Annotated in this window: 20 protein-coding genes and 1 pseudogene; 7 read left to right on the forward strand and 14 right to left on the reverse strand. The window is 62.1% G+C overall.

Features of this window, described 5'->3' with window-relative positions; translation table 11 throughout:
* Positions 1 to 116 precede the first annotated feature (116 nt).
* Both G7Y31_RS05705 and G7Y31_RS05710 read left to right on the forward strand, forming a co-directional pair.
* Entirely contained in the window at positions 117 to 1,568 is a 1,452-nt protein-coding gene (locus G7Y31_RS05705; protein WP_244977449.1) for an HNH endonuclease signature motif containing protein, read from the forward strand.
* Between the two features lie 470 nt (positions 1,569 to 2,038).
* Entirely contained in the window at positions 2,039 to 2,497 is a 459-nt protein-coding gene (locus G7Y31_RS05710) for a PaaI family thioesterase (RefSeq protein WP_196823629.1), read from the forward strand.
* Between the two features lie 67 nt (positions 2,498 to 2,564).
* On the opposite strand, the gene corA is transcribed toward G7Y31_RS05710, so the two are convergent.
* Entirely contained in the window at positions 2,565 to 3,638 is a 1,074-nt protein-coding gene (gene corA, locus G7Y31_RS05715) for a magnesium/cobalt transporter CorA (protein WP_165008013.1), read from the reverse strand.
* Positions 3,639 to 3,799: 161 nt separating this feature from the next.
* On the opposite strand from corA, the gene G7Y31_RS05720 reads away from it, so the two are divergent.
* Entirely contained in the window at positions 3,800 to 4,402 is a 603-nt protein-coding gene (locus G7Y31_RS05720) for a class I SAM-dependent methyltransferase (RefSeq protein WP_165008015.1), read from the forward strand.
* Positions 4,403 to 4,421: 19 nt separating this feature from the next.
* On the opposite strand, the pseudogene G7Y31_RS05725 reads toward G7Y31_RS05720, so the two are convergent.
* The 3 genes and pseudogenes from G7Y31_RS05725 to G7Y31_RS05735 all read right to left on the reverse strand — a co-directional run bounded on the left by G7Y31_RS05725 (position 4,422) and on the right by G7Y31_RS05735 (position 9,122).
* Positions 4,422 to 6,630, reverse strand: a pseudogene (locus G7Y31_RS05725) (bifunctional hydroxymethylpyrimidine kinase/phosphomethylpyrimidine kinase).
* Positions 6,620 to 7,411, reverse strand: a complete 792-nt coding sequence (gene thiM, locus G7Y31_RS05730; protein WP_280527304.1) for a hydroxyethylthiazole kinase — start codon at positions 7,409 to 7,411, stop codon at positions 6,620 to 6,622. The pseudogene G7Y31_RS05725 and the gene thiM overlap by 11 nt, the downstream one beginning before the upstream one ends.
* Before the next feature lie 331 nt (positions 7,412 to 7,742).
* Positions 7,743 to 9,122, reverse strand: a complete 1,380-nt coding sequence (locus G7Y31_RS05735) for an NAD(P)/FAD-dependent oxidoreductase (RefSeq protein WP_165008020.1) — start codon at positions 9,120 to 9,122, stop codon at positions 7,743 to 7,745.
* A 208-nt stretch (positions 9,123 to 9,330) separates the two neighbouring features.
* Between G7Y31_RS05735 and G7Y31_RS05740 the strand changes: the two genes are divergently transcribed.
* Positions 9,331 to 10,608 carry a cyclopropane-fatty-acyl-phospholipid synthase family protein gene (locus tag G7Y31_RS05740; protein WP_235923056.1) on the forward strand — a complete coding sequence of 426 codons (1,278 nt, stop codon included), beginning with the start codon at positions 9,331 to 9,333 and terminating at the stop codon, positions 10,606 to 10,608.
* Between the two features lie 104 nt (positions 10,609 to 10,712).
* On the opposite strand, the gene G7Y31_RS05745 is transcribed toward G7Y31_RS05740, so the two are convergent.
* Positions 10,713 to 13,634 carry an FAD-binding and (Fe-S)-binding domain-containing protein gene (locus tag G7Y31_RS05745; RefSeq protein WP_165008024.1) on the reverse strand — a complete coding sequence of 974 codons (2,922 nt, stop codon included), beginning with the start codon at positions 13,632 to 13,634 and terminating at the stop codon, positions 10,713 to 10,715.
* A gap of 153 nt (positions 13,635 to 13,787) precedes the next feature.
* On the opposite strand from G7Y31_RS05745, the gene G7Y31_RS05750 reads away from it, so the two are divergent.
* Positions 13,788 to 14,774 (forward strand): bile acid:sodium symporter family protein, encoded by a 987-nt coding sequence (locus G7Y31_RS05750; protein ID WP_244977450.1) that lies wholly within the window; start codon positions 13,788 to 13,790, stop codon positions 14,772 to 14,774.
* Between the two features lie 396 nt (positions 14,775 to 15,170).
* On the opposite strand, the gene G7Y31_RS05755 is transcribed toward G7Y31_RS05750, so the two are convergent.
* Genes G7Y31_RS05755 through G7Y31_RS05765 form a run of 3 tightly spaced genes read right to left on the reverse strand, consistent with a single transcriptional unit; the run spans position 15,171 to position 16,466 of the window.
* Entirely contained in the window at positions 15,171 to 15,335 is a 165-nt protein-coding gene (locus G7Y31_RS05755; RefSeq protein WP_165007973.1) for a hypothetical protein, read from the reverse strand.
* Between the two features lie 10 nt (positions 15,336 to 15,345).
* Positions 15,346 to 16,047: a YceI family protein gene (locus G7Y31_RS05760; RefSeq protein WP_165008028.1), complete on the reverse strand. Its 702-nt coding sequence runs from the start codon at positions 16,045 to 16,047 to the stop codon at positions 15,346 to 15,348.
* Positions 16,047 to 16,466, reverse strand: a complete 420-nt coding sequence (locus G7Y31_RS05765) for a hypothetical protein (protein ID WP_235923053.1) — start codon at positions 16,464 to 16,466, stop codon at positions 16,047 to 16,049. The genes G7Y31_RS05760 and G7Y31_RS05765 overlap by 1 nt, the downstream gene beginning before the upstream one ends.
* 160 nt (positions 16,467 to 16,626) lie before the next feature.
* Between G7Y31_RS05765 and G7Y31_RS05770 the strand changes: the two genes are divergently transcribed.
* Positions 16,627 to 17,001, forward strand: coding sequence for an RNA polymerase-binding protein RbpA (locus G7Y31_RS05770; RefSeq protein ID WP_165008030.1), 375 nt, complete (start codon positions 16,627 to 16,629; stop codon positions 16,999 to 17,001).
* Between the two features lie 193 nt (positions 17,002 to 17,194).
* On the opposite strand, the gene G7Y31_RS05775 is transcribed toward G7Y31_RS05770, so the two are convergent.
* From G7Y31_RS05775 to G7Y31_RS05790, 4 genes are all read right to left on the reverse strand, one after another.
* Positions 17,195 to 18,406 (reverse strand): ABC transporter ATP-binding protein, encoded by a 1,212-nt coding sequence (locus G7Y31_RS05775; protein WP_165008032.1) that lies wholly within the window; start codon positions 18,404 to 18,406, stop codon positions 17,195 to 17,197.
* A 42-nt stretch (positions 18,407 to 18,448) separates the two neighbouring features.
* On the reverse strand, positions 18,449 to 19,327 hold the full coding sequence (locus G7Y31_RS05780; RefSeq protein ID WP_165008034.1) for a polyprenol monophosphomannose synthase: 879 nt from the start codon (positions 19,325 to 19,327) through the stop codon (positions 18,449 to 18,451).
* A 117-nt stretch (positions 19,328 to 19,444) separates the two neighbouring features.
* Positions 19,445 to 20,911, reverse strand: coding sequence for an apolipoprotein N-acyltransferase (lnt, locus tag G7Y31_RS05785; protein WP_165008293.1), 1,467 nt, complete (start codon positions 20,909 to 20,911; stop codon positions 19,445 to 19,447).
* A gap of 28 nt (positions 20,912 to 20,939) precedes the next feature.
* Positions 20,940 to 21,497, reverse strand: a complete 558-nt coding sequence (locus tag G7Y31_RS05790) for an FxsA family protein (protein ID WP_165008036.1) — start codon at positions 21,495 to 21,497, stop codon at positions 20,940 to 20,942.
* A 96-nt stretch (positions 21,498 to 21,593) separates the two neighbouring features.
* On the opposite strand from G7Y31_RS05790, the gene G7Y31_RS05795 reads away from it, so the two are divergent.
* Entirely contained in the window at positions 21,594 to 22,343 is a 750-nt protein-coding gene (locus tag G7Y31_RS05795) for a hypothetical protein (RefSeq protein ID WP_165008038.1), read from the forward strand.
* Here G7Y31_RS05795 and G7Y31_RS05800 read toward each other — a convergent pair.
* Together G7Y31_RS05800 and G7Y31_RS05805 are read right to left on the reverse strand one after the other, a co-directional pair.
* Positions 22,340 to 23,068: an SDR family NAD(P)-dependent oxidoreductase gene (locus G7Y31_RS05800; protein ID WP_165008040.1), complete on the reverse strand. Its 729-nt coding sequence runs from the start codon at positions 23,066 to 23,068 to the stop codon at positions 22,340 to 22,342. The genes G7Y31_RS05795 and G7Y31_RS05800 overlap by 4 nt on opposite strands.
* Entirely contained in the window at positions 23,069 to 24,202 is a 1,134-nt protein-coding gene (locus G7Y31_RS05805; protein ID WP_165008042.1) for a M24 family metallopeptidase, read from the reverse strand.
* Between the last annotated feature and the right edge of the window lie 61 nt (positions 24,203 to 24,263).

A 24,263-nucleotide genomic window follows, 5' to 3' on the forward strand; every position in this document is an offset into this window, starting at 1 on the left:
ATCCTACTGTGTGCCGCCAACGTCCACTTAGTCAGCTCAAACCCGTCCGCCAGCCACCCCCAGGAAGTGTCGCGAATCACTTTACAGGTGGTTGGCGGGGTAGTACACTCTGCACCATGTACGCGGGGGATTTCTTTACTATCCAGTCTCGGGGCATCCACTTAGTCGCCGAGTGCGCTGGCATGAGCGCCGAGGACTTCCTGGCCATGGGTGCTGACGGTACTACTGCCGCAGAGTTTGCCCACTTGGTCCAGGTCTACTTCGAGCCTGCTGATGCCCCCTCCTCCCGCAACCGTTCCTCCAAAGCCCAGGCCCGCAACCGTTCTGCCCAGTCCGAAGCCCGTGACCGTGCCGCGGCCAAAGCCCAGGCCACAGCCCAAGCCCAGGCCAAAAGCCTTGCTACCGCCCAAGCCGCTGCCCGTGACTTTGCCACCACCCAAGGCCACAGCCTACGCACCCTCACCCGCATCGAAGAACACGTCAGCCGCGTAAGCAAAGACCGCCGCTGGGAACTACGCCTCCTACTGTGCTCACTGCCCTGGCAAGAACACGACACCGCCGCCGCAGACTTCCGCGGGCCTTCCAAACAATCCAACCCCGAGCGCGGCGTGCGCATGACACGCCGGGCCAACGGCAACCACACCATGTCCATTACAGACACCCCACAAGCTGTAGCCGACATGTACGGAGTCCTCACCGCCCAAGCCCAAGCAGCAGCAGAGGCCCAAGCCGCAGCGGAAGAGTCCCTCCCCGGCCTGGACAACAACGCCGACCCCGGCCACAATGGCGCAGAACCCGACACCACGGGCAGCCAGACCAACGCTGACCTTAGCAGCAGCAACACCGCCGATCAGAACGACGGCAGCAACACCACGGACCACCTTCACGCTGACCACCATGACGGTGGCAACGATGGCGACAGTGGTCGGGTTGCGGGCAGGCCTTATCGGCCGAGTCCGGTGGAGTTGGTTGATGCTGCCCACACCATCTTCTTCGGCGCAGACGACAACGACGAATCCGTCCCGCATGCCGCAAGGCCCCAGGTACGCACTAACGTCATCATCCGCCTTGAAGACCTCGACAAAATCATCCACGGCGACGGCGAAGAAATCACCGTAGAGCTCACCAACGGCGCACGCATGACTGGTGCCCAACTCGTAGCCCGCAAACTAGCTGATATTGGGCTTATCACCCTCGTCCACCCCTTTGCTGGCCCGGTCAATCTCTACACGGCTCGCTCTGCTTCTTACAAGCAACGCCTTATGGCATGGGCAGAACACCCCACCTGCGCCTGGCCCGGATGTAACAAACCTGCCGAAGAATCCCAGATCCACCACATCCGCCGCCACAAAGACAACGGACAAACAGAACCGTCTAATTTAGTGCCACTGTGCAAGTACCACAACGGCACCAACGACGATGACCCCACCAAACCCACAGGCAGAGGCATCATCGAGCGTCTCAACGGACGTATTGTCTGGTTCCCACCCTGGGGCGGGCCACCGTGGTATATCCCCAGCCCCGCACACCCCGACCCACCACCACCAAGCCCACCACAGCGGGAATAGACCGACCCCCAGTCGGCAAATCCGGCACGCCAGGATCACCCAAAGCACCGCTAAAACGCACTTGCGTGGGCGGGACTTCGGCGCGCGCGGGGTTCGCCAAGTTCGCACCGGAGGTGGGGCGCGGCTGCGGGAACTGATGTGACTTGTTACTGCCAAAGAAGCGCTCACCCGCCATGGAGATTTTGGCTACGGTTGTCGGGAATGGACTACTTTTTGGGTTGGTTGGTGGCGGCGAACGGAAGCGAAGCGTGTGGCCAGTGGCGCGGTGAAGCATGACTGCCGGTGCAAAAAGCTCAGCGGTGGTGGGGAGGCGGTTGGCGCGGTGACGGCATCGCCATTGGCGGAAAGTACTCCGCGCACAAAACGGAGCTTCGAGGAAATCCGGCTTGCGCACTGCGGCATCGTGAGGTACGTGGAGTTCTGGTGTGACTCGGGCCATGCGGCAGAGAAAGCCGCTACACTCTAATCGCATGAACCAGGATTTTCAGAACTTGCAGACGATCATGGCCACTGCTCGGGAAAGGGCCCTGACCCCGGAAGAATTGGAAATACTCAACCAGGCGAACCGAGGCTTCGATGCCACCTTGGGGCTGCGCTATACCCACATCAGCAATGGAGAAGTACGCGGGGAACTTGAGGTGGGACCGGGGCATCACCAACCGTGGGGCATAGCTAACGGCGGGGTTTATGCTTCGATAGCGGAGTCTCTGGGATCCATCGCTGGGATAGTAGCCGCTGGCGGTGCGGTGATGGGCGTCAATAACAACACCAACTTCATCAAACCGGTACGCTCCGGGACGATCAAGGGCGTGGCACGTCCCACGCAGGTGGGTCGGCGCACACAGCTGTGGGTGGTGGACATGTTCCAGGAGGAAACGCTAGTGGCCACGTCGGTGCTGCGTACCATCGTGGCAGCGCCAGAGTCCTAGGCAACGCAGGTGTTTACCCCGGACCCCCGAAGTGCCCGACGTCCCGGGGGTTCAGTGGGTAGTCACGCTAGAGCCAATGGTTCTTTCGGAACCACAGCCACAGCCCGCCCACCACGGCCACCATAATTAGGATGGCGAAGGGATAGCCAAACGCCCAATGCAGCTCCGGCATGATGTCGAAGTTCATGCCATAAATGCCCGCCACCAGGGTCGGGGCTGCCCACATGCCCACGACAGCGGAGATGGTGCGCATGTCCTTGTTTTGCTGCAGGGAAACCTTGGCCACGGAGGCATCAATAAGCGAGGTTAAACGCTCATCGAAGTGCTTGACTTGGTCCTTGACCACCAGCTCATGGTCATTGACGTCACGCAAGTAGGAGCGGATCTGCTTCGAAATCAAGTCCTTGTGGTTGTTAATCATCGCCGATAGTGCATCTGAGAGCGGGGCAATAGCATGCTTCATCTCTAGCACTTCGCGCTTGAACATGTAGATACGGTCGATATCGAACTGCGAGTCTGGGGTAAAAATCATTTCCTCCAGATCATCGACCTCAATGGCCAGGAGCTTCGCAATTTCCCCGTAACGGTCCACCAGCATGTCCAGCACCTTCCAGGCCATGGCCACAGGACCTAGCTCCACTAGTTCTTGGTCCTCGCCAATGGTATATGCCAGGTTGGGTAGCTTGGCCCGGTGGCGCACGGTAATGAGGAAGTCCCCGCCCACGATCATCTGCACTTCACCGGTGGAGATGATTTGGCGTTTGTCATCGACTTCATCATGGTCGCGATAGTTGACAGAACGAGCCACAACAAAAAGTTGGTCATCATAGCGTTCTAGCTTGGGCCGTTGATGTGCCTGGACGGCATCTTCCACAATCAGCTCGTGGATACGAAACTCCTCCGCCACCGTGGTCATCTGGTGCTCGTCTGGCTCATGCAGACCGACCCACACAAACCCGCGCCCGTATTCGCGCAGCGCCTGCTGGGCGGCGGCTGGGGTGTACTCACCGGGCAACGCCACGCCGTCGACAAAGACGCGGCAGTGTTCAATGGCGCGCTCTACTGGCACCCGCACCCGTGACGGCAGCGGGGAGGGCGCCTTCGGCTTACGCGACTTGAACGGAGATGGTACTCCCGCCATCATGGACCTCCCTGGGGCGCAGTAATAATCGACAGTCATGGTCGGCAAGAAAACCGGCATCAGCATCCGGCGTTGTGCCGAACCGGGTTAATAGTAGACCCAAAAGGTCCGGAGCATAGTAATTCCAGCGCTAGGCCCACGCCCCGCCTATACTATGACGCATGCCTACCTGGAAAGAAGTCACCGCCGCTAACCCCGCGCACTCGCACAACTTCGCGCGTAAATGGAAGATGTTAGAGGCCCAAGGCCAAGACATCCACGGCGAGTCCCGGCTGATAGACGCCATGGCAGAGCGCGGCTCTAAAATCTTGGACGCTGGGTGCGGTTCGGGACGTCTGGGTGGGCGTTTGCACCAGCTGGGCCATACTGTCATTGGTATTGACGTCGATCCGATTTTGATTGAGCATGCTCGCCACGATCACCCGGAGGCGACGTGGATTGTGGGGGACTTGAGCACCGATGCCATCGAGGAACGCGCATTTGATCTTGCGGTGGCTGCCGGGAATGTGGTGGGCTTTTTGGATCCGCAGGGCCGGGGCGCGGCGTTTCGCAATGTGTTTAACGCCTTGGCCCCGGGCGGGCGTTTTGTAGTCGGGCTGGGGGCTGGCCGGGGATGGGAGTTTGCAGATTTGCTTCAGTTAGCCCAGGAGGAAGGCTTCCGGGTGGATGCCCAGTTTTCCTCCTGGGACTTGCGTCCCTTTGGGCCCAACTCTACCTTCTTGGTGGTAGTCCTCAGCAGGCCTGGCGCCGACCTGCTGGGCTAGTGCTTGCCGATGCCCCCCTCTACCGCACCTCCGCGCCACCCGTACCGTACCTGCGGCTGGCCTGGTCGAAAAAGTCCACCTCATGGCGCGAGGCCAAGCAGAAGGCATCCTGGGCACGGCGCCTGGTGGGGGTATCGGCAGACTCGAGGGCATGTTCCACCAGTTCGATGGCTTGGCGGGTGCTGTCTAGGAAGTCCTCGCCGCCGTAGACAGAAAGCCAGGCGGTGTAGGGGTGGTTGGGGTGGTTGGCATCGGCAAGCAACTTGCCCACCGCAGCGTAGAGCCAGAAGCAGGGCAGCACTGCGGCGGCGGCAACCGCATAGGTGTCCGTGTGCGTGGTGGCCACCAGGAAATCCGTGTAGGCCCTGGTCACGCGGGAGGGTGCAAGGGTAGGGCGGCTGCCTAACCAATTGCGGTGTAGGGAGGCCTCCTCCTCGACGCATTCCACGGAAGAGGCCTGCCAAAACGCCGCCTCATGTGCTGCAACCCCGTCGCGCTGGGCCACCCCGGATAGGGCCACGGCGTAGGAGTTGAGGTAGAGCGCGTCCTGGGCTAAATAGAAGTCAAAGTCTTCCTTGGGCACAGTTCCCGCTGCAAGCCCGCGGATGAAGTCCAGCCCGCAGATGTCTAGCCAGTGCTGGGCGGCTGCCTCCCACAAGGCTTGGGTGTGCGGACCAGCGGCGGAGACCACGGGATCTGGGGTGGGGGTAGCTGGGGCGGGTGCGGCGGGGTCATAGGTGCTGTCGCACAATGCAGCCTGGTGAGCCAGGCGGTAGTTGTGGTTGACCGGGCCGTGCGATTGTGGGGAGTTGCCCACGTGGAGTTCGGCGGCATGGGCGATGGCCTCGTTGAGCCAGCGGGTGGCCCAGTGCAGGGCTTGGGGGCCGGCCTCGCCGTGGGCCAGACGGGTGGCCAGGGCAGCAGAGAGGGAACAGCCGGTGCCGTGGGTGTGCGGGGTGTCTACGCGCGGGGAGGCGACGCGGTGGACCTCGCCGGTGGGGCTCACCCAGGCGTTGTCTGCTTGCGGGCCGGTTAAGTGGCCGCCCTTGACCACGACGGCGACGTTGGTGGATTGGGCCCACTTTGTGGCCAGCGTGACGGCGGTGTCGAAGTCGCCGGGTTCTGGCTGGCCGGTGAGCACCGCCAACTCCTTGAGGTTAGGGGTAATGACGGTGGCCCGCGGGCACAAGCTGCGCAGGGCGTCTTGGGCAGAGGCGTCTAGCAGCTCATCCCCGCTGGTAGCCACCATGACGGGGTCTAGGACCACCGGGGTGTGGGTGGGTAGGTGGGCCAGGAAATCTGCAACCACGGCGCAGATCTCCGCGTTGGCCAGCATGCCAATTTTGACGGCGTCGATGGATACATCGCTGGCAATCGATTCCAGCTGGGCGCGCAGGAACTCCTGCGGCGGCACGTGCACGGACTGCACGCCGGTGGTGTTTTGGGCCGTCAGTGCAGTGAGTGCACTCATGCCATAGCCGCCGGCGGCGAGGATGGATTTGAGGTCGGCCTGGATGCCGGCGCCGCCGGAGCAATCCGAACCGGCGATGGTCAAGATACGGGGAATGTTATACGTCATGGTGGAGGACCTTCAGGAAGTGGCGTGCGGTGGCGGCGGGATCAGGGGACTGCATAATTGCGCTGACCGTGCAGATGCCCCGGAAGTGGGTGCTGGCCAGCGGGGCGGCGTTGTCAGGCTTAATGCCGCCGATAGCCACGGCGGGCAGACCAGCAGCGGCCGCGGCCGCGCCTAATGCTGCGGCAGCGTCAACACCCATGCCCGGTGGGGATTCGACCTTCGTGGTGGTGTCATACACCGGGCCAATACCAATGACGTCCGGGCGGGCGGGCGAGTCCACTGGCAGTTGTGCCACGGCGTCGAGCTGCGTGCGGTTCTTGACAGAAAGCCCCACCATGCTGCCCGGCGCCAGGAGTGCGCGGGCCTGGGCCACCGGGGTATCGGTGGGGCCGACGTGGACGTGGCAGCCCAGCTCGGCGGCTACGGCGACGCGATCATCAATGAACAACGGCACGTGAGGCGGCAGGGCGGCCAACAGGTCGCGGCCTTGGGCTAAGACTTCCGCGTCGCTGGCATACTTGTCGCGCAGCTGTACCACGCTAACCCCGCCTGAGACCGCGGCCAGGACGATGTCTACCAGGTCAGCGCCCGCGCACGGGTCGGTGACCAGGTAGAGGGACCAGTCGATGTCATTCGCATTAGTGTGCATGGGTGGAGACCTCCCAAGAGACTAGGTCAGCGATCTCTGCGGCGCTCAAGTCATAGAGTGCGTCGATCAAAGCCACAGCAAAGCTGCCGGGTGCGCTGGCGGTGCGGGCGGCTGCCTGCCCTGCCGCGCCCTGGTGGGCGTGTGCCGCGGTCACTGCCACCAGGGGGTCCTTCACGGCCCCCAAGTAAGCAGCGGTCAGCGCGCCCAAGGCGCAACCAGTGCCCACTACCAGCGGTAGCAGGGGGTGCCCACAGCACAGCCGAATGGTGGTGTTGCCGGATACGATCACATCCTCCGGGCCGGAGATGGCCACCACGGAGCCATAGGTGCTGCTGAGTTGCACGGCGGCTGCCAAGGCGGTATCGACGGCATCGGTAGCATCTACGCCGCGCCCACCACTGCCGGTGCCTGCCAAGGCAAGGATCTCCGAGGCATTGCCACGGATGGCAGCCGGACGGTGAGGGAGGACTTCCCGCATGAAGCTGGTGCGGTGCTCGAGGACACCGGCCGCCACAGGGTCAAGCACCCACGGGGTGCCTGCCTGGTTGGCGCCTGCAATGGCTTCCCGCATGCCTTCGTAGCGCTCTTGAGTCGGAGTGCCCAGGTTGATCAGCACGCCGGAAGCGCTCTGGGCCTGTGCACGGGATTCTTGCGGGGTATCGCACATGGTTGGAGTTGCCCCTGCTGCCAGCAAAAAATTGGCGCTGAAGTTGCTGACCACATTGTTGGTCAGGCATTGGACCAGGGGTCTGTGGGCGCGCATGGTGTCAATGGCGTTGATGAGGGCCTCGCGGTTGAATTCGGAGGCGTGTGATTGTGGTGCCGCGCTAGAGCCGCGGTGCCCATTGGGTGGGATCGCCGAAGTATCCACAACTGTTTCCCTTCGCTAGTGTTAACTGAGTGCAGGTTCCATGGGTGTCATCTCAGCCCGCGACGGGAAGTCGCGAGCACCCCAAGTTGCGTGAGTCAGTCTAACAGCTCCCCGGGGGCAGGGGGCCAAAACGTGAAGCACCGCCACCCCCACGAAGGTGCGGGGATAGCGGCTTATGCGTGCCACCGGCAAAGGTGTGCGGTGTGCTGCTAGCGGGGAATGCTTCTAGGTAGCGGGGGGACTACTTGTCCTTCGCCTTGCCTTTCTCGTTGTCCTTCTTGCTGTCCTGAGCGTCTAGGACGTTGCGGGCCACGCGCTGCTGCTGGGTGATCTCCAGGTTGCCGCGGTCGCGCGAAATCAGGTTGCCAATCCAGTTGATGGCCACCAATGCGCGGTTGCGGAAGCCCACCAGGTAGACAATGTGCAGGCCCAGCCAGGCCAACCACGCTGGGAAGCCAGCGAACTCGGACTTGCCCATCTTTACCACCGCGTTGAAGCGGGAGATGATGGCCATGGATCCCTTGTCAAAGTAGTCAAAGGCCTCTGCCTTATCAGCAGTAGACTCCTCGTCCACCTTGGCGGCAATGAGCTTGGCGGCATGGGCGCCACCCTGCATAGCCACCTGGGCCACACCCGGGAGACGGTCCAGGCTCATCATGTCGCCCACGACGTAGACGTTGGAGTACTCGCCCACGGTCAGATCGGCGTTGACCGGAACGCGGCCAGCGCGGTCGGCCTCGACGCCAGCCTGCTCCGCAATCAGCTTGCCCAGCGGGGAGGCAGCCACACCAGCGGACCAGATCTTCACACCAGCCTCGATGGTGGTTTCCTGCTCAGACTTCATGTCCTTGTAGGTCACGGAGTCTGCGTCCACGTTGGTCACCATGGCGTTGAGGCGCACGTCTACGCCCAGCTTCTCCAGGGTGCGTTGTGCTTTGCGGCCTAGGCGCTTGCCAAAGGGTGGCAGCACCTGCGGGGCACCATCTAGCAGGTAGATCTTTGCCGAGCCCGGGGCAAAGGTGGAGTAGGCGCCTTCAAAGGAACGGTTAGCCAGTTCTGCAATCTGGCCGGTCAGTTCCACACCGGTAGGCCCGGCACCCACGATGACGAAGGTCAGTAGGCGCTCGCGCTCTGCCGGGTCATCGCACAGCTCAGCCTTTTCAAAGGCGGTAACGATGGAGGAGCGCAGCTCCAGGGCGTCATCCAGAGTCTTCATGCCCGGCGCGAACTCAGCAAAGTGGTCGTTACCGAAGTAGGACTGGCCAGCACCAGCGGCCACGATCAGGGAGTCGAAGCCATAGGTGCGGGTAGCGCCATCGAGTTCGACGGTGACAGTCTGCTCTTCTAGCTGGATGTCGGTGACTTCGCCGTTGACAAAGTTGGCGTTGTCCTGGCCGCGCAGAATCTGGCGGGTGGACGGGGCGATTTCGCCAGCCGAAACCAGGCCGGTGGCTACCTGGTAGAGCATGGGCTGGAATAGGTGGTGGTTCTTTTTGTCGATGACAGTGATATCGACGTCAGCGTTCTTCAGGGCCTTGACGGCATTGAGCCCGCCAAATCCGGCGCCAATGACGACGACGTGGTGGCGGGAACCATTGGGGCGGAAAGCGTTTTCAGCCATAAGTTCAGCGTAACCTCTCAAAAGTTGTTTAAGTACGCACATAAGTCTAGACGGTCCGGGGGCCTACGTCACACCGCGGGGCCACACCGCAGGGGCACACTGCGGGGCCACACCGCAGGGGCGCACTGCGTGCACTACGATGGTCACGTTAGCTGCCTGCGCCGCGGAGGTGAGACCGCCGGCTGTCTACCCAGGGGAGAGGTTGTACGTGGAAGACCACTTGCGCGCCATTGACGCCGAGGCGTGGCCCAGCGTGGCCACGGTACCGCAGCCGCGATTTGCCTCTTGGCGCGCGCAGCGGGCGGAGGCCGCCTTTGCTAAGGCCTGTGCAGCCGCGGAGTTGGTGCTTGAAGGTGCGGACGCTGATCTGACAGTTGCGCATGACGCGTTGTTTCACCGGCTGGCTGCCCACGGCTGGATTGGTTTTGCTGAGTCTTATCTGGCCGGGGAGTGGACCACGCCGGATTCTGCGCACTTGGTAAAGGTACTAAGCGCGCTGATTGCAACAGGCTATGCACCGAACACTCCGGATGTGCCGCGCCAGGACGTTGCGGGCGGCGAGTTGCCCCCTGATTTGGTGCGCCTTTATGCCGGCGACCGCGTCAGCCACCAAGGCGGGGTGTATTCCACGGGGGTGCCCACTACAGTGCGTCATGCGATTGAGGCTCATGAAAAGCGTGGGAAGACTCATTTTGTGGACATCACGACGCTGAGCGAACCTACTGCCGTGGATCGGGAGGATTTGGCTGATGCCCAGGTCCGTGCCGCGCAATGGCTTGCCGATGCCGCCCAGGTCGGCCCCGGCACCCACGTGCTGGTTTATCCTGCATCCGGCGTCCAGGCTGCCGTGGTGTCTGCGGGCAGGCGGGGGGTGGTGGACTTGCTTAGCGCCGATGCCGAGGCTTTGCGTGATGTGGCCGAGTACTTGGTTTTTGCCGGAGCTACCGATGCCGTGGCCTGCCACATTGTGCCGCAGCCCCTGCCTGGCCCGAAGCATTGGCGCGGGCACTATGACGCCATTATCAGTGTGGAAGCCCTGGAGTCCTTCCCGCAGGCGGACCGAGTGCGCTACGCGCGGATGATTGAGCGTCTACTAGACGGCGATGGCACCGCAGTCATCCAAACCACGGTGGCGACGGAGTCCATGTCGCCTGCCGCCCGCGGGGCGGTGCGGGGGCTGCAGGCGTTTATTTGGCCAGGACTGGACTATCCCAGCACGCAGGACGTACACAAGTTACTGGACAAGCACACTGGGTTGCGCGCGGTAGCCCAGACGCATACGGGCAGCCATTATCGCGAGTCCCTGGCACAACAGCGTTCCTTTTTCGCTGGCCACCTGCGCGAGGCTGCCGCAGCTGGGTATGACCCGGTTTACCGGCGGCTGTGGATGTACCAATTCGCGTTGCGCGAGGCGCTCTTCGCCTCAAACATGCTGGACTCCGTGGCCTTTAGCGTCGTCCACCGTCACCGCCGCGGGCGCCGCTAGCTGCCTCCGGCCTAGGCGAGAACTACCCCGGTCAACGGTATTGGTCCGCCGGGGGCGAGCGTGACCGGTACATGGTGCTCGCGCCCCCGGTGGCGAGCGCAACCCTAGGGAGTAACTAGCGGGCGGGAGGCGCGCTCGAGCAGGACCGCGATGGATTCATAGGCGTGGCCGGCGGTCATCTCCAAGCCCATCTCACAGGTGCGATTATCGGAGACGTAGTAGTCGAAATGCTGCGCACTCAACCCTGCGCGCTCTTCCCGGGTGGCGGACTCCACCAGCTCCGGGTGCAGCAGGCCGCGATCGCCTGCGGTACCACAGCAGTGAGCACCCTCGGGCACTATGGCGTTACCGCAAGCGTTGGCCAGGGCTACCAGGGCCTCAGAGATTCCCAAGTGCTGGGTCGAACACGTGGGGTGCACGGCGATGCTGCCCAGATCCTGCACAATCGGCAGGTAGTCGATGACCTCATCGCGCAACCACTCCACCACATCGAGGATGCGCAGCTGTTCCCACTTGTCCTTATCGGAACCGTCGAGGACCTGCGGCACATTGTCGAGCAAGCCATGGGTGCAGCTGGCGGCATCGACAATGATGGGCAACGCCCCGCCTTCAGACCATTGGTAGAGGTCGCGGACAATCTTGCGGGCCTGGTACTCGAAGCCGTCTTGGTAGCCTTTAGAAGACCACGGGGTGCCGCAGCAATCCCCGGCTACATCGTCCGGGATCCATACGGGTTGGCCGCTGCGCCTGCCCAGTTCCACAATGGCGCGCGGTAGGTCGACGGAATCCGGAGCAGTGCCAGCCGGGCGGCCGAAAATTCGGTTGATGCAGGCTGGGAAGTACACCGCACCAGCACCGGCACGTTCGGTGCGCGGCAGGCGAGAGGCCGCCTGCGGCAGTGGCCCGGGCACTGTAGGCACCAGATCAGGACTGACGATGCCCCGGGCGGCATCGGCGCCCAAACGCACCGGCTTCGTGCCCACCTTATTTGCAGAAATGATGCCAGCGCGGGCCAGCTTTTCTACCAGATCCCAACGCTGGGCAGTGCTCAGGGCCACCTTGTCAGCGGCGGGGGAGACGGCGCGTGCACGCAGCTGCTTCATCACCGCACCGGTATCAATGCTGATCGGGCAGGGGATAGAGCAGGTACCATCCGCTGCGCACATATCCACCGCGTCATACTGATACTCCTTGTGCAACTGCTCTAGCACCGCAGAGCCTTCCGGCTGGCGCGCCATCTCCCGGCGCAGCACAATACGCTGGCGTGGGGTAACAGTAGCGTGACGCGAGGGGCACACGGGCTCGCAGAAGCCACACTCAATACAGGGGTTGATTTCCGCCTCAATCTTGGGGAAGGACTTGAAACCCTTCAGGTGGATCTCCGGATCCCGGCTGAGCTTAACATTCGGTGCTAGCACCGCGTGCGGATCAATCAGGCCCTTGAGCTCCCACATGAGCTCCCAGGCTTCCTCGCCCCACTCGTGCTTGAGGTAGGGGGCCATATTCACACCGGTGCCATGCTCAGCCTTCATCGAGCCCTGGTACTTGTCGATGACCAGCTCTGCCAACTCATCCAAGAACTCCGCGTATGCTTGCCGTTCTTCCGGCACGTCGAAGCGCGGATTCATGAAGAAATGCAGATTACCAAAGGCAGCGTGCCCCATGACGGCCTCTGGGTAGTTGTACTTGGCCTGCAACTCCAAAAGATCAGCTGCAGCCTGACCAATCTGATCAGGCGGGAAGCACACGTCTTCAGTAATATAAGCCGTTCCCTGCGGACGCGCGGAACCCAAAAGCCCGTAGAGTCCATTGCGCAGCAGCCAGGCACCCCGCATGCCCTCCTCGCTGGTTTCAAACTGGAGAGGCCGCAGTAAGGGGGCATCGGCAAGCACAGCCTGCAGGCTATCCATGGCCTCCTGGAGCCTTGCTTCGTCTGCGGCACCGACTTCCACCAGGAGGGCAGCGGCGGCATCGTCAATCTCGCGCCAGGTCTCCGGTGCGTGGTCGTAGTGCTGGGCACTGCGGCGCATGACGTCGGCCACCAGCAACTCACAGGCCAACGCGCCGGTTTCCATGATGGGGTGGACGTAACTGGCGGCATCGCGCAGGTTGGGCAACTCCACCCAGACCGTGGCCTTGACCTTAGGCAGTGCAACGGTGCGCATGGTGGCTTCAATAATGGCGCCGAAGATGCCCTCCGAGCCAATGAGCAAACGCTTGAGGATGTGGACCGGCTCGTCCTCATCCAGGAAGGCATCCAGGCGCAGACCATTGGTGTTGCGGATGGAGAACTTCTTGCGTAAAAACTCCACAAGCTCGGTGTTTGCCCGCAGCTTGTCCCGGAAAGCGAGCAGATCCGCGTGGAGTTGGGGCTCCTGGGCGGCGAAGGCGGCATCGCCACTTTCGGTATTGACCACGGTGCCCGAAGGCAGCACGAAGATCATGTCCTCTATGCAGTGATAGCTATCGCGCTCCAGGGAGCAACGCATGCCCCCAGCGTTATCCGCAAGCACACCACCGATGGTGCATACCGACGTCGACCCCGGATCCGGGCCCAGCATGAAGCCGTGGCGGCCGAGCACCGCTTGGGCATCACCAAGCACCACGCCGGGGCGCGACCACAAGGCAGCACCGCCGTCGCGAACCTCCATGCCGGTGAAATTGGTCTTCATGTCCACCAGGATGTCGTCGCTCATGGCTTGGCCGTTGAGCGAGGTGCCCGCGGAGCGAAACGTCATGTGCCGGTCGTGGTTGGCGCAGTAGCGCATGAGCGCTGCAACATCGGCGGCATTGCGCGGGGAGACCACAATTTGGGGAATGGTGCGGTAGGGGCCGGCATCGGCAGAAAAGCGAATCAAGTCTGAGACGCGGCCGTGGACGTTATCGACACCAACAATGGCCTCCATATCCGCAATGAGGCCTTGCGGGGAACCGGATGCAAAAGAGGCCGGCACCGCGTCTGGCTGCGCAGTTGCGCCAGCGGGCCGGCCAATGTGGGCGGGGTTGGGGGTGAGGAGCTTTTTCATGTATTCGAACGTAGTCCGCTATTTTCGGGGCGTGATCATAAGTACGCCCTAAGTCCATCCACGTGTATCCCGTCGGGTGGAATGTGGCGTTCCGTGGTGTGGTACGCTACGTGCACTATAAAAGCCCGCCTGATATGCAAAGGAGTTGATACCGTGGCGAAAAATACCGGCGCAGCCGGCGCAAGACCCGCAGCACAAGAGGGGATAAGCCGCCTAGAAAGGCTATCTGTAAGCGGCTTTCCCATCGTGGTGTTGGCCTGCGCCATCGTGGCTCTGATTATTCCCGATACGGTTGCCCCTATTACCTCGATTGTGCCCGAGTTGCTGATGCTGGTGATGTTCTCCATGGGGCTGACGCTGACCTTGCCGGACTTAGCGCAGGTGGTGCGCCGACCGATCCCGATTTTTATTGGAGTGGTGGCGCAGTTTGTGGTCATGCCAGTTTCGGCATACTTTCTGGCCAAGGCGCTGGGGCTTAACGATGCCCTGACTATCGGGCTCATCCTCTTGGGTTCTGTCCCAGGTGGTACCGCTTCTAATGTGATGGCCTACCTGGCAAAGGGGGACGTGGCGCTATCGGTGGCCATGACTTCGGTATCCACGCTGGTTTCACCGATTATGACGCCCTTGCTCATGTTGTGGCTGGCAGGGGAGACCACCGAGATCGATGGCGCGGGCATGACGCTGTCGCTGGCTAAGACCGTGCTGATCCCCGTGCTGCTGGGCCTAGGCGTGCGTCTGGTAGCTGGCAAGCTGGTGGATAAGGTCTTGCCGGTGTTGCCGTGGATAGCTATTTTTGTTATCGGTTCCATTGTTTTGGGTGTGGTAGGAAAGTCTGCCGATAAGCTATTAGCTGTTGGTCTGGTGGTCTTTGTAGGGGTGACGATACAAAACTTCCTGGGCTTCGCTGGCGGCTTCTTCGCCGCGAAAGTCACTGGCCATTCCGAGCGCCATGCGCGAACTACGGCTATCGAGGTGGCCACGCAGAACTCTGCCTTGGCGTCATCGCTGGCGCTAGAGTTCTTTAGCCCCGAGGCAGCCATCCCGGGCGTGCTAGCCGCCGCGTGGTGCAACCTGACCGGCGCGATGTTTGCCGCTTGGATGCGCAAGCGCCCGTTGCCAGAAGAAGCGACCGCCTAAACGGCCGCACGCGCTCGCTGTGCCTCGCACCGCGGTGGGCGCGTGCGCTGATGGCCGGTGGGCACGGTGATGATGCCTGGCGGACACGGTGATGATGGCTGGCGGACACGGCGATGCGGCCGATCCACGACCGGTGGGTTTGGTGAGGTGGCTGGGAACGGCCGATGGGGCGGCGCACCCTATCTCTAAAATGACATAATGTACATTATCGGACAATTATTGGCGTGGATGGTTATTGACGTGTGTTCCTGATGCGTGCATGCAAAACCCTGGCTCGCCATTGCGTAAGCGTGACGTTAAACCGCCTAGCCGGTCTTAGTGCGACAATTAGGCGCCTAGCGAGTCTTCGCACGTCAATTAGGCGCCCAGCCGGTCTTTGCGTGTCGCTTAGGCGGCTCAGCGGCTTTGGTACGCCATGTAGAGCTGATAGCCGGTCATGAGCAGCAACACCACGCCAATAGCCAGCGCCCACCACACGGCATTCCAACCAACGACAATGACGAAAACCAGCAGCGCCACCAGGCGCGCCCACAGGAACGGAATCATCCGTTGTGGAGTCATGGGCGTTCCTTTAATCCTGCGCGAAGGTCAGCCGGACGTTTACTTGGCCTTCCTCGGCGATTGTCGCCGCAATCATCTCCGGGGTCTCCACCCCAAAGTCCAAGCGATTAATGGCTATGTCAGAGCTAATCACAATGTGCTTGCCATCCCGGATAACCTGGAAGTCAGCCTCCACCGGCTGAGTCTGACCCTTGATTGTCAGCTCGCCCTTGATGGGCACAGTGCCCGCAGTGCCATCATCGGGCACTTGGGACAGATTGGTGGGCTGCGTCAAGGAGAAAGTCGCCGTTGGATATTGTTCGGTATGGAATAGCTTAGACTTCATGTTGCGATCCCGGACCACTTTGTCCGTGGTCAGCTGAGTCATATCCACTTCCACAGAGGCCTGTTCCAGGACCTCGCCTGCAATGGTGGCCTGGCCGGTGACATTTGTGGTCGAACCTGACGTGGTGGTGCGCTCGCCAGGCAGGACCTCATCAAAGGTAAAGCCCACAGAGCTATAATTTTGGGCGCTGCCCTGGATAACTTTCCACTGTCCGTCCAGCTCTACGCTGGCGGCCTTGGTGCGGGAAGCATCCACTCCTTCGGTCTTGACACCCCCGCCAACCATGAGCGAGTAAATTAGCGGACCCAACGCCATTGCGGTGGCCAGGATTATGCCTACGACCAGCACCGTGACCACCAATTTGCGGTTGTCCAACAGCTTTTGCATTACTTTAATTCCTCCAGTCGGCGCGCCAGTGCTACGAGTTCTTCACAAAGGTCTACTACTTCTTCATTTCCCGCGCCCTCGCGTACTGCGGTGGCAATGTCTTCCGCGCTGCACCGCAGTTCAAACAGGCCATCGCGCAGGCCATTCGCTCGGGCCCGGGTCATAATTACGGCATCGGCAGGGATCGGGGTTCCCTGCACGTTGTTGCGCTGCTCATAAGCCCGCTGCTTGCACGAGGCACTGCAAAACTTGCGTGGCCTACCCCGCCCAGGTGCGGGAAGCTCCTTGCCACACCACTGGCAGGTTGCGGGCTTGCGCCTCCGCCCGTGAACGACGTCAAAATGATTGGCGCGGTTGTCGGTGCCGGAGCGGGTGCCGTAACGGGTAACGGCAGCGGAGTCCTCGTGTGAACGCTTCACTGGACCAACCTTAGCCCAAACTCAGGGCTTTGGGAACATCTACCCGCCCTGGTCCGTTATACTGAGTGCTTCTGAGCGCCGTTGTTTGCATAACCGTGATTTCGCACCGCTGCGACAGCGCTCAATTCACGTTCTACATTAGATTAAGGATGAAGAAGATATGGCAGATCGCGTACTGCGCGGCAGCCGCATGGGCGCCGTAAGCTACGAAACCGACCGCGACCACGATCTTGCGCCGCGTCAGATGGTGAAATACCGCACCGAGGACGGCGATATCTTCGAGGTCCCCTTTGCTGATGACGCCGAAATCCCCGAGGATTGGCTGTGCAAGAACGGCAAGTGGGGCACCCTCATGGAAGGCGAAGGCGTAGAGGCCAAGCCCGCTAAGCCCCCACGCACCCACTGGGACATGCTCCTGGAGCGCCGCTCTATTGATGAGTTGGAGGAGCTTCTGGCTCAGCGCATTGAGAACCTGCGTTCGCGCCGCCGCACTGCCGCTGCGTTGCTCAAGGAACAAGAAGACCAAAAGAAATAGTCGCCTCAGTCTCGCCGGGACCAGCAACCTCGCTGCTCCCGGCGATTGGTGTTCGCGCACTTCGCAGTGATCGGCGAACAGGTCGGCGCTGGCGCGGATCTGCAGGGCCTGCACACCTACTCGACCGGCCCCGCGGACTTAATGCGGACGTGTATACGGCCGGCCCCGCGGACTTAATGCGGACGTGATGCGTCTAAGACGGCAGGCGTTTGCCAGTGCTCGCCGAAAAGACGTGCAAGCCACCAGGGCTAATGGCCACGCGGATAACACTGCCCGTCTGCGTGACGGCATGCGGTTGGGCCCGCACCACCATCGGCGTGTCACTCACGCCGCCTATGCTACCGATGCCCCCGCTGGCCCCAGCAGTCGGCTCCGTCCCACTGGTCGCCTCTCCCCCACCTTCGGCGCGGTTATCCCCGGCGACCCCCATGCTCCCGCCTTCTACGCGGCCATACAGGTAAGAATCAGATCCCAGTTCCTCAACAAAGTCCAGGTGAAGCGGAATGGCCCACTCGGTTGGCGCGCCTTCTGGAACGATTTCTAGCGCCTCAGGACGCACACCAAGAACCACTTGGGCGCGATCCTCCACTACCAGGGCATCCAAGGTTTCCTGGCTTAGCCGCACTCGCGCCTGACCGTTATGCGCCACTCCTTGTTCGTCTACGCTAAAGGTGCCCAGATTCATGGCTGGGGAGCCAATAAAGCCAGCCACGAAGACGTTATTCGGGCGATCATAGAGTTCGCGCGGGGTACCCACTTGTTGCAGGTAACCGTCCTTTAACACCGCGATGCGGTCCCCCATGGTCAGCGCCTCTGTCTGATCGTGAGTCACATACACAGTGGTCACCCCCAGCTTGCGCTGCAAGGCGGCAATTTGGGTGCGTGTTTGCACGCGCAGTTTGGCGTCCAAGTTTGACAGTGGCTCGTCCATCAGGAACACCTGCGGGTTGCGCACTATAGCGCGGCCCATGGCCACGCGCTGGCGCTGCCCACCCGAAAGAGCCTTGGGCTTGCGGTCTAAAAACTCCCTAAGCCCCAGGGTCTGCGCAGCCTCTTCCACCCGTTGGTTAATCTCTTCTTTCGACATGCCTGCCAACTTGAGCGCAAAGCCCATGTTATCCCGCACGCTCATGTGCGGGTACAGCGCGTAGTTCTGGAACACCATGGCAATGTCGCGCTCGCGGGGTTGCAGGTGGGTAACGTCCTTGTCGCCGATGTGGATGCTACCGGCCGAGACCTCCTCCAGCCCAGCTAGCATGCGTAGCGTGGTGGACTTACCGCAGCCCGAAGGGCCCACCAGAACCAAGAACTCGCCGTCTGCGATCTCCAGGTTGAAGTCCTCGACGGTAGGCGCGGCCGCCCCGGGGTACGTCAGGGATACGGAGCGAAAGGATACTGATGCCATGGGCCCTCCTATAGCGACAATAAAAGGTCAAACGCGGTAAAATTAGCGCTGCTTCAGCTGGCGCTTGACCAACTTGCTCAACTCAGCGCCAAAATCTTTGGCGCCATTGATAGCCGTCTCTGCGCGCTCCTCCACGTCCAGATCCTTGACTGTGCGCCGCACCAGGCCAGAGACTTCCTTGTAGAGCTCCTGCGCCTGTTCGCTGCGGTGCGCCACTCCCCACTTGGTCACCTCCAGCAAGGAGTCTTTAACAAAAGAGCCGTCTAGCTTGGACTCCCCTAGCTCGCGCTCGGTGAAAGTGATGGGCACCTCGCGGACGTCGAAGCCATCCTTAACTGCGCGGAATGCGACGTCTACTTGGAAGATGTAACCGGCACGCGAGAGATCTTCAAAGTCCAAGTGCTCCAGCAGCTCCCGGCGGAAAGCGCGGTATCCTGCGGTCATATCCGCAAGCCCGGCCCCCAAGGCTGCGGAAATGTAGAGGTTGCCCAGACGCGAGAGGTATTCGCGGCTAGCCGGCCAGTTGACGGTCTCCCCGCCTGGAATATAGCGCGAACCAATAACCAAATCCGCGCCGCGGTCAATCTCTGCCAACAGCTTCGGCAGCTGTTCCGGGGCGTGCGAGCCATCGGCATCCATCTCACATAACACGGCGTAGTCACGTTCCAAGCCCCATTCAAAGCCTGCAATGTAGGCTCCCAGCAGCCCACCTTTGCCTTCGCGGTGGAGCACGTGGAAGGCCTCATCTTTAGCTGCGAGCTCATCGGCCTTCTGGCCCGTACCGTCCGGCGAGTTATCATCCACAATCAGAATATGGACCTCTGGATTGGCTTTACGCACCCGGCCGGTGATTAGGGGCAGATTCTCAATCTCATTGTAGGTAGGGATGATGACCAGTGTGGACGCGGCAGTAGAAGTCATGGGTATAGTTCTCTCTTTTCGCACTAAAAGTTGAGTTGAATGGCTATCTCAAGCACCAGTTGCGTGCGCTCCCTATCTTAACCGAGCCCCGCCCCGGGAGGGGCACAACGCCAGCATTTAACGCCGCGCCTGCCCGGCCGCAAGAGTCAAAACAATGCCCAGGGCCACCAAGAGCCCCTGGATCCACGCCCCGAACTTCACCGCAGGGGTCACGGACTGGCGCAACGGCAACTCCTCTACCAAATATCCAGGCTCGAAGATCCCGGTTGATTGCGACACACTGCCATCCGGGTGGACCAAAGCAGAGACCCCGGACGTCGCCGCGACCACCACGGCGCGATCAGTTTCTATCGCCCGCAGCCGACTCATGGCCAGCTGCTGGTAGGTCTGATCAGAAAAACCAAAGGTGGCGTTGTTGGTGGGCGTGGTCATTATCTGCGCACCGGAGCGAATTGATGACCGGAAAGCACCATCAAAGGCAACCTCATAGCACGTGGCCACGCCTACCTTATGGCCGGCCATGGTGACCACACCTGGGCCATTGCCAGGCTTGAAGTCCCCAGCCAGGTCCACCATGTCTGAAAACTTCCGGAAAAACTCCCGCATCGGCATGGTCTCCCCAAAGGGCTGGAGGTATTTCTTATGGTGAAACTCCCCGGCGCTGGCACGCCTAGCTCCGGGGTTGAACACTTGCATGGTGTTGCGCTCGCCTACCTCGTCTACCGTCAGCGTGCCCACCAGCACCGGAACCTGCACCGCCTGCACAGCACTAGAAATTAGCGCCATGGCTTCGCCATCCCGGAAGGGGTTGACGTCCGAGGAGTTCTCTGGCCAGATCACCAGCTCCGGCTTCGCAGCGGCGGCCTGCTTGGTCACATCCACGTGGTTGGCCAGCACGGCTCGGCGCTGGGCATTAAAGTCCAGGCCCAGCCGGGGGACGTTGCCCTGGATGGCGGCAACGCGAATTGAGGCGGCATCGGCAGGCTTAGGCATGCCACCTGCCACCGCCCCTGCAGCCAGGGGCACGCACACCGCCAGGAGTGCGGCGGGGCAGCGCTGTACCAACAACGCGACCAACCCGGTGCCCACCAGGGCTGCGGCCGCCGTGACCAGGGCAGGACCGCCCCAGGCAGCCAGACCCGCCAGCGGCCCATTAATCTGCCCCCAAGCCAGGCGCACCCAGCTAAACCCGCCAAAGGGCACCGAGGAACGCAGCAGCTCTACCGCGAGGTACAGCAGCCCAAAGCCTGCCCAGCCCCAGCGCACGCCCGCGAGCCAGGTTGCGCCCCAGCCCAGCACCACGGCATATAGGCTCAGCCACACGGCAAGCGCCACATAGGGCAGTGTGCCCACCAGCTCCCCAATCCACGGCAGCAACAGGATGTACAGCGCCAGGCTGTGCAGTACCGCAATGCCGGCGCCCCCACCGACCCCAGGGGCCCGGCCCTGCGGCCAGCTCAGTGCCAGCCAGAGCATGCCGATGCCCCCGATACCCGCCCACCACAGCCCGTGCGGTTCATAAGACAGGTAGACCAAACCGCCGGACATGACGGCGAGCAGCGCGCGCAGCACCACCCATCCCATAGAAGCCCGGTCCAGGCGCTTGCGCGGTTTAGCGCTCGGGGCGGCCGAAGTCGTCTGGGTCAACGTTCTGGCTCCAACGGGTGATTTCCTCTTCATCAATGTCCTCTGCAGCGTCTGCCGGGATGTCCTCAGCGTCGATGACCTCCGGCCCACCAGCGGCCCTGAAGGAACCATAGGAGGTCGCACGGGCGGCATCGGCCATGGGTGAGGCCTGGTAGAAACGCACCCCGGCGTCTTCTAGACCGCGCACCAGGCGCACGCCTAGCGCCCGGCGCATCAACGCCCGGGTGGGCGGGAACATGAGCAGCAGACCAAAGGCGGAGGAGACAAATCCTGGCACAGTCAGCAGCAGCCCGCCCATGATGGTCAGGCCCACATTGCCCGCGAGTGCGCCGGTGCTGCCCCGCGTGCGCGCGCTGGCTTGCTGGGCCAATAACCGCCGGACCTCCCACATTGCCACCGACATCCCGAAAATCATGGTCGCAAAAAGCGCTACCAGGGTCCAGCCCAGGCCAATGGCCTTGACCATCGCCCAAAACGCCACGGTTTCGACCACAAAGTAGAAGAAGAAATACAGTAACGGCATAGTGGCCCCAAGTGTAGCCGAAACCGTAGGGGCTAACCTGGCATCCCGCATGGTTACCCGCCCAGGTAGAGACGTGGAGGTTTAGACTAGGCAACCATGAGCCTTGAGTTTTACCTTGCTGGCCCCTTAGCCCACGCCGAATGGACGGAGATCGCCCACCTGGCTCGCAGTTTCGGCGCCGGGGCCATTGGGGTGGGACCGCACGCGACGTTGCAGTTGGACGTCAATCCCGGAGACCATGCGCAAGCTCAGGCGGCGGTGGCGCAGTCTTGCTTGCCGCTGAGCACCGTGCCCGTCCTGGTCGCTCCCCTTTCTGCCCCGGCCCGTCGCCTGGCACCGTCCCTTGCTACCGCGTTGCGCCCCCAGCTTGCCGATGCCCCCGCTACCCCCCTGCACATCTCCCTCGATCTGCCCGGCGTGGCTGCAGACATCACGATTGCGTTGCACGATGCTGACGCGGAGATTGATAGCCCGCACCTGGAAAGCCCGGCTGTGCGGGTGGGGTTGGAGGCGGTGAGCGCACGTGTCCACGACGTCGCAAGTGAGCTCCTGGGGGCCGCGCAGACCCGTGGTGTTGGAAGGAGGGAGACTCCGGCGACTGACCACCGACCCATCGGCTGGATAGAACTGGGCAAAGAACGTGTGGCACTTGGTGCGGGATTTGCTAGCCCCACCTTGGGCGCTGATGTGGCCGACCTGCTGGCGCACATGGACGTCGAGTCCTGGATTACCCCCTGGGGCGGGGTGTGTTTCCCGGACTTAAGCCCGGGCGAAGCCGAGGTGATCGCGCGCTTTTTGGCCCCGCGCGGGTTTATCTTCGACGCGGATTCGCCCTTCCTGCTCTAGCGGGGCATGCGCCGCCACAGTGGGCGGGGCACACAGCGCATGACCCACGCCAACAACCGCAGCCTTCCCGGGATCCACAAGGTGGTGCTGCGACCGGAGCCCGAACGAATCTCGCGGGCGACGGCGGCGGCGACGGTGGGGGCATCGACAGACAAGGGTGCTGGGGACATCCCCGCAGTCATCGACCCAATAACAAACCCCGGCCGGGCCGTAATCAGCGCCAAAGGCCCGCCGTGCAGGCGATCCGCCAAGCCCTGGCAGAAGGCATCCAAGCCAGCTTTGGTGGAACCGTACACATAATTCGCGCGCCGAGCACGCCAGCCCGCGATGGAAGAAAAAGCCACGATGTGCCCGCGGTCCATCGTGTTTGTGAGCAGCGTGAGCACAGAGACCTGCGCGGTGTAATCTACCGTGGCAATCTCACGCGCGTGTTCCGGATTCGTCTGCGCGCGTTCCTGGTCCCCCAAAATGCCGAAGGCAACGATGGCGGTGTGCAGCGGCCCGGCTAACTCTTGGGCTTGTGCCACCGCCGCGGCATGAGTTTGGGACTCTAGCGCGTCGAAGTCGATGACGTGGACGGCACTGGCCCCAGCGCGTTCAAAGCGGGCGACGTCTGGCGTGGTGCCGGGGCGAACGGCGAGTACTACCGGCCGCCCCGCACACAGCAAGGTACCCAGCTCCGTACCAATTTCACTTCGCCCGCCAAAGATGACCAAGCCACTCATTTAGCGCAGACCCCGCTCCACCTGGTTGAGGCTACGAATCCCCTCCGGGGTGGTGACCACAATGTCTTCTAAGCGCATGCCCCAGTGGCCGGCTCGGTAGATGCCTGGCTCGATGGAAAATGCCATATTCTCCAGCAGCTGCAGCTGGTTGCCGCCGACGATAAAGGGCTCTTCATGCACCGACAGGCCAATCCCATGGCCTGTGCGGTGGAAGAACTCCTCCCCGTAGCCGGCTTCCCGCAACACCTCACGGGCGGCCTCATCAACCGTACCCGCACTTCTGCCCGGGCCGGCTAGTTCACGTGCGGCCTTTTGGGCACGTTCCAAGACCTCGTAGGCCTGCACAAACTCTTCGCTCGCAGCCTCTGGCCCGCCCACCACGTAGGTGCGGGTGCAATCCGAGTGATACCCCGCGCCCAGGGTCCCACCCAAGTCCACCACCACCGGATCCCCTAGCTCCAGCGCGCGGCCGCTAAAACTGTGGTGCGGGTTGGCCCCGTTGGGCCCAGAACCGACGATGACAAAGTCCACCGAGTCGTGTTCTTCCAAAATCCGCTGGTGCAAAACCTCTGCCACCTGGGCTTCCGTGGCCCCCGGTACCAGCAATTCCGGCACCCCGGCATGGACCCGATCAATGGCCCGCGCGGCTGCTTCCAGCTGCGCGATCTCTTCCGGATCTTTTACGCTAAACAAGGCTGCCAGCACCGTGTTGGCCAGCACGAAGCGGGCGCTAGTGTGCTCCTGCAGCCGCAGCAGATGGTCCGCGCGGAGTTCCCCGGTGACCGCCCACACAGCTGCCCCGCCACTGCCCTCGCCGATGCCCTCTGCGACCGTCGCATAAGGGTCCTGGCCGTCGCGCCACGCTACGATGGCTAGCTCGAGCTCAGCCACGGGGGCATCGGCAAGATCAGCGACATCGGTTTGTGGCGCCACGATAAACGGATCCCCATCGGCTGGGATTACCAACGCGGTCAAGCGCTCATGGGAAGAAACCCAGGAACCGGTCAGGTATGCAAACTCCGCACCGGTACCCACCACGACGGCATCCAGGGCGGAATCGGCTGCCAGGCCCTTGGCCTGGGCCAAACGCTGGGCATAGACTTCTGCAGGAAACTTCGACTCGAGTAACGTCATGCCCGTAGTGTAGTTGCTGACCTGCCCTAATTGGTACAACACCTGCCGCCGTGCCCCAACC

This window comes from Corynebacterium lizhenjunii (assembly GCF_011038655.2).
Taxonomy (GTDB): Bacteria; Actinomycetota; Actinomycetes; order Mycobacteriales; family Mycobacteriaceae; genus Corynebacterium; species Corynebacterium lizhenjunii.

What these genes read in the sequence shown, in the direction of transcription:
- G7Y31_RS05705 (WP_244977449.1), top strand. Translation starts at nt 117, where the DNA reads ATGTACGCGGGGGATTTCTTTACTATCCAGTCTCGGGGCATCCACTTA.
- G7Y31_RS05710 (WP_196823629.1), top strand. Translation starts at nt 2,039, where the DNA reads ATGAACCAGGATTTTCAGAACTTGCAGACGATCATGGCCACTGCTCGG.
- G7Y31_RS05720 (WP_165008015.1), top strand. Translation starts at nt 3,800, where the DNA reads ATGCCTACCTGGAAAGAAGTCACCGCCGCTAACCCCGCGCACTCGCAC.
- G7Y31_RS05805 (WP_165008042.1), bottom strand. Translation starts at nt 24,202, where the DNA reads ATGACGTTACTCGAGTCGAAGTTTCCTGCAGAAGTCTATGCCCAGCGT.
- G7Y31_RS05790 (WP_165008036.1), bottom strand. Translation starts at nt 21,497, where the DNA reads ATGCCGTTACTGTATTTCTTCTTCTACTTTGTGGTCGAAACCGTGGCG.
- G7Y31_RS05770 (WP_165008030.1), top strand. Translation starts at nt 16,627, where the DNA reads ATGGCAGATCGCGTACTGCGCGGCAGCCGCATGGGCGCCGTAAGCTAC.
- lnt (WP_165008293.1), bottom strand. Translation starts at nt 20,911, where the DNA reads ATGGGATGGGTGGTGCTGCGCGCGCTGCTCGCCGTCATGTCCGGCGGT.
- G7Y31_RS05755 (WP_165007973.1), bottom strand. Translation starts at nt 15,335, where the DNA reads ATGACTCCACAACGGATGATTCCGTTCCTGTGGGCGCGCCTGGTGGCG.
- G7Y31_RS05795 (WP_165008038.1), top strand. Translation starts at nt 21,594, where the DNA reads ATGAGCCTTGAGTTTTACCTTGCTGGCCCCTTAGCCCACGCCGAATGG.
- G7Y31_RS05735 (WP_165008020.1), bottom strand. Translation starts at nt 9,122, where the DNA reads ATGGCTGAAAACGCTTTCCGCCCCAATGGTTCCCGCCACCACGTCGTC.
- G7Y31_RS05745 (WP_165008024.1), bottom strand. Translation starts at nt 13,634, where the DNA reads ATGAAAAAGCTCCTCACCCCCAACCCCGCCCACATTGGCCGGCCCGCT.
- G7Y31_RS05775 (WP_165008032.1), bottom strand. Translation starts at nt 18,406, where the DNA reads ATGGCATCAGTATCCTTTCGCTCCGTATCCCTGACGTACCCCGGGGCG.
- G7Y31_RS05780 (WP_165008034.1), bottom strand. Translation starts at nt 19,327, where the DNA reads ATGACTTCTACTGCCGCGTCCACACTGGTCATCATCCCTACCTACAAT.
- G7Y31_RS05800 (WP_165008040.1), bottom strand. Translation starts at nt 23,068, where the DNA reads ATGAGTGGCTTGGTCATCTTTGGCGGGCGAAGTGAAATTGGTACGGAG.
- corA (WP_165008013.1), bottom strand. Translation starts at nt 3,638, where the DNA reads ATGGCGGGAGTACCATCTCCGTTCAAGTCGCGTAAGCCGAAGGCGCCC.
- G7Y31_RS05760 (WP_165008028.1), bottom strand. Translation starts at nt 16,047, where the DNA reads ATGCAAAAGCTGTTGGACAACCGCAAATTGGTGGTCACGGTGCTGGTC.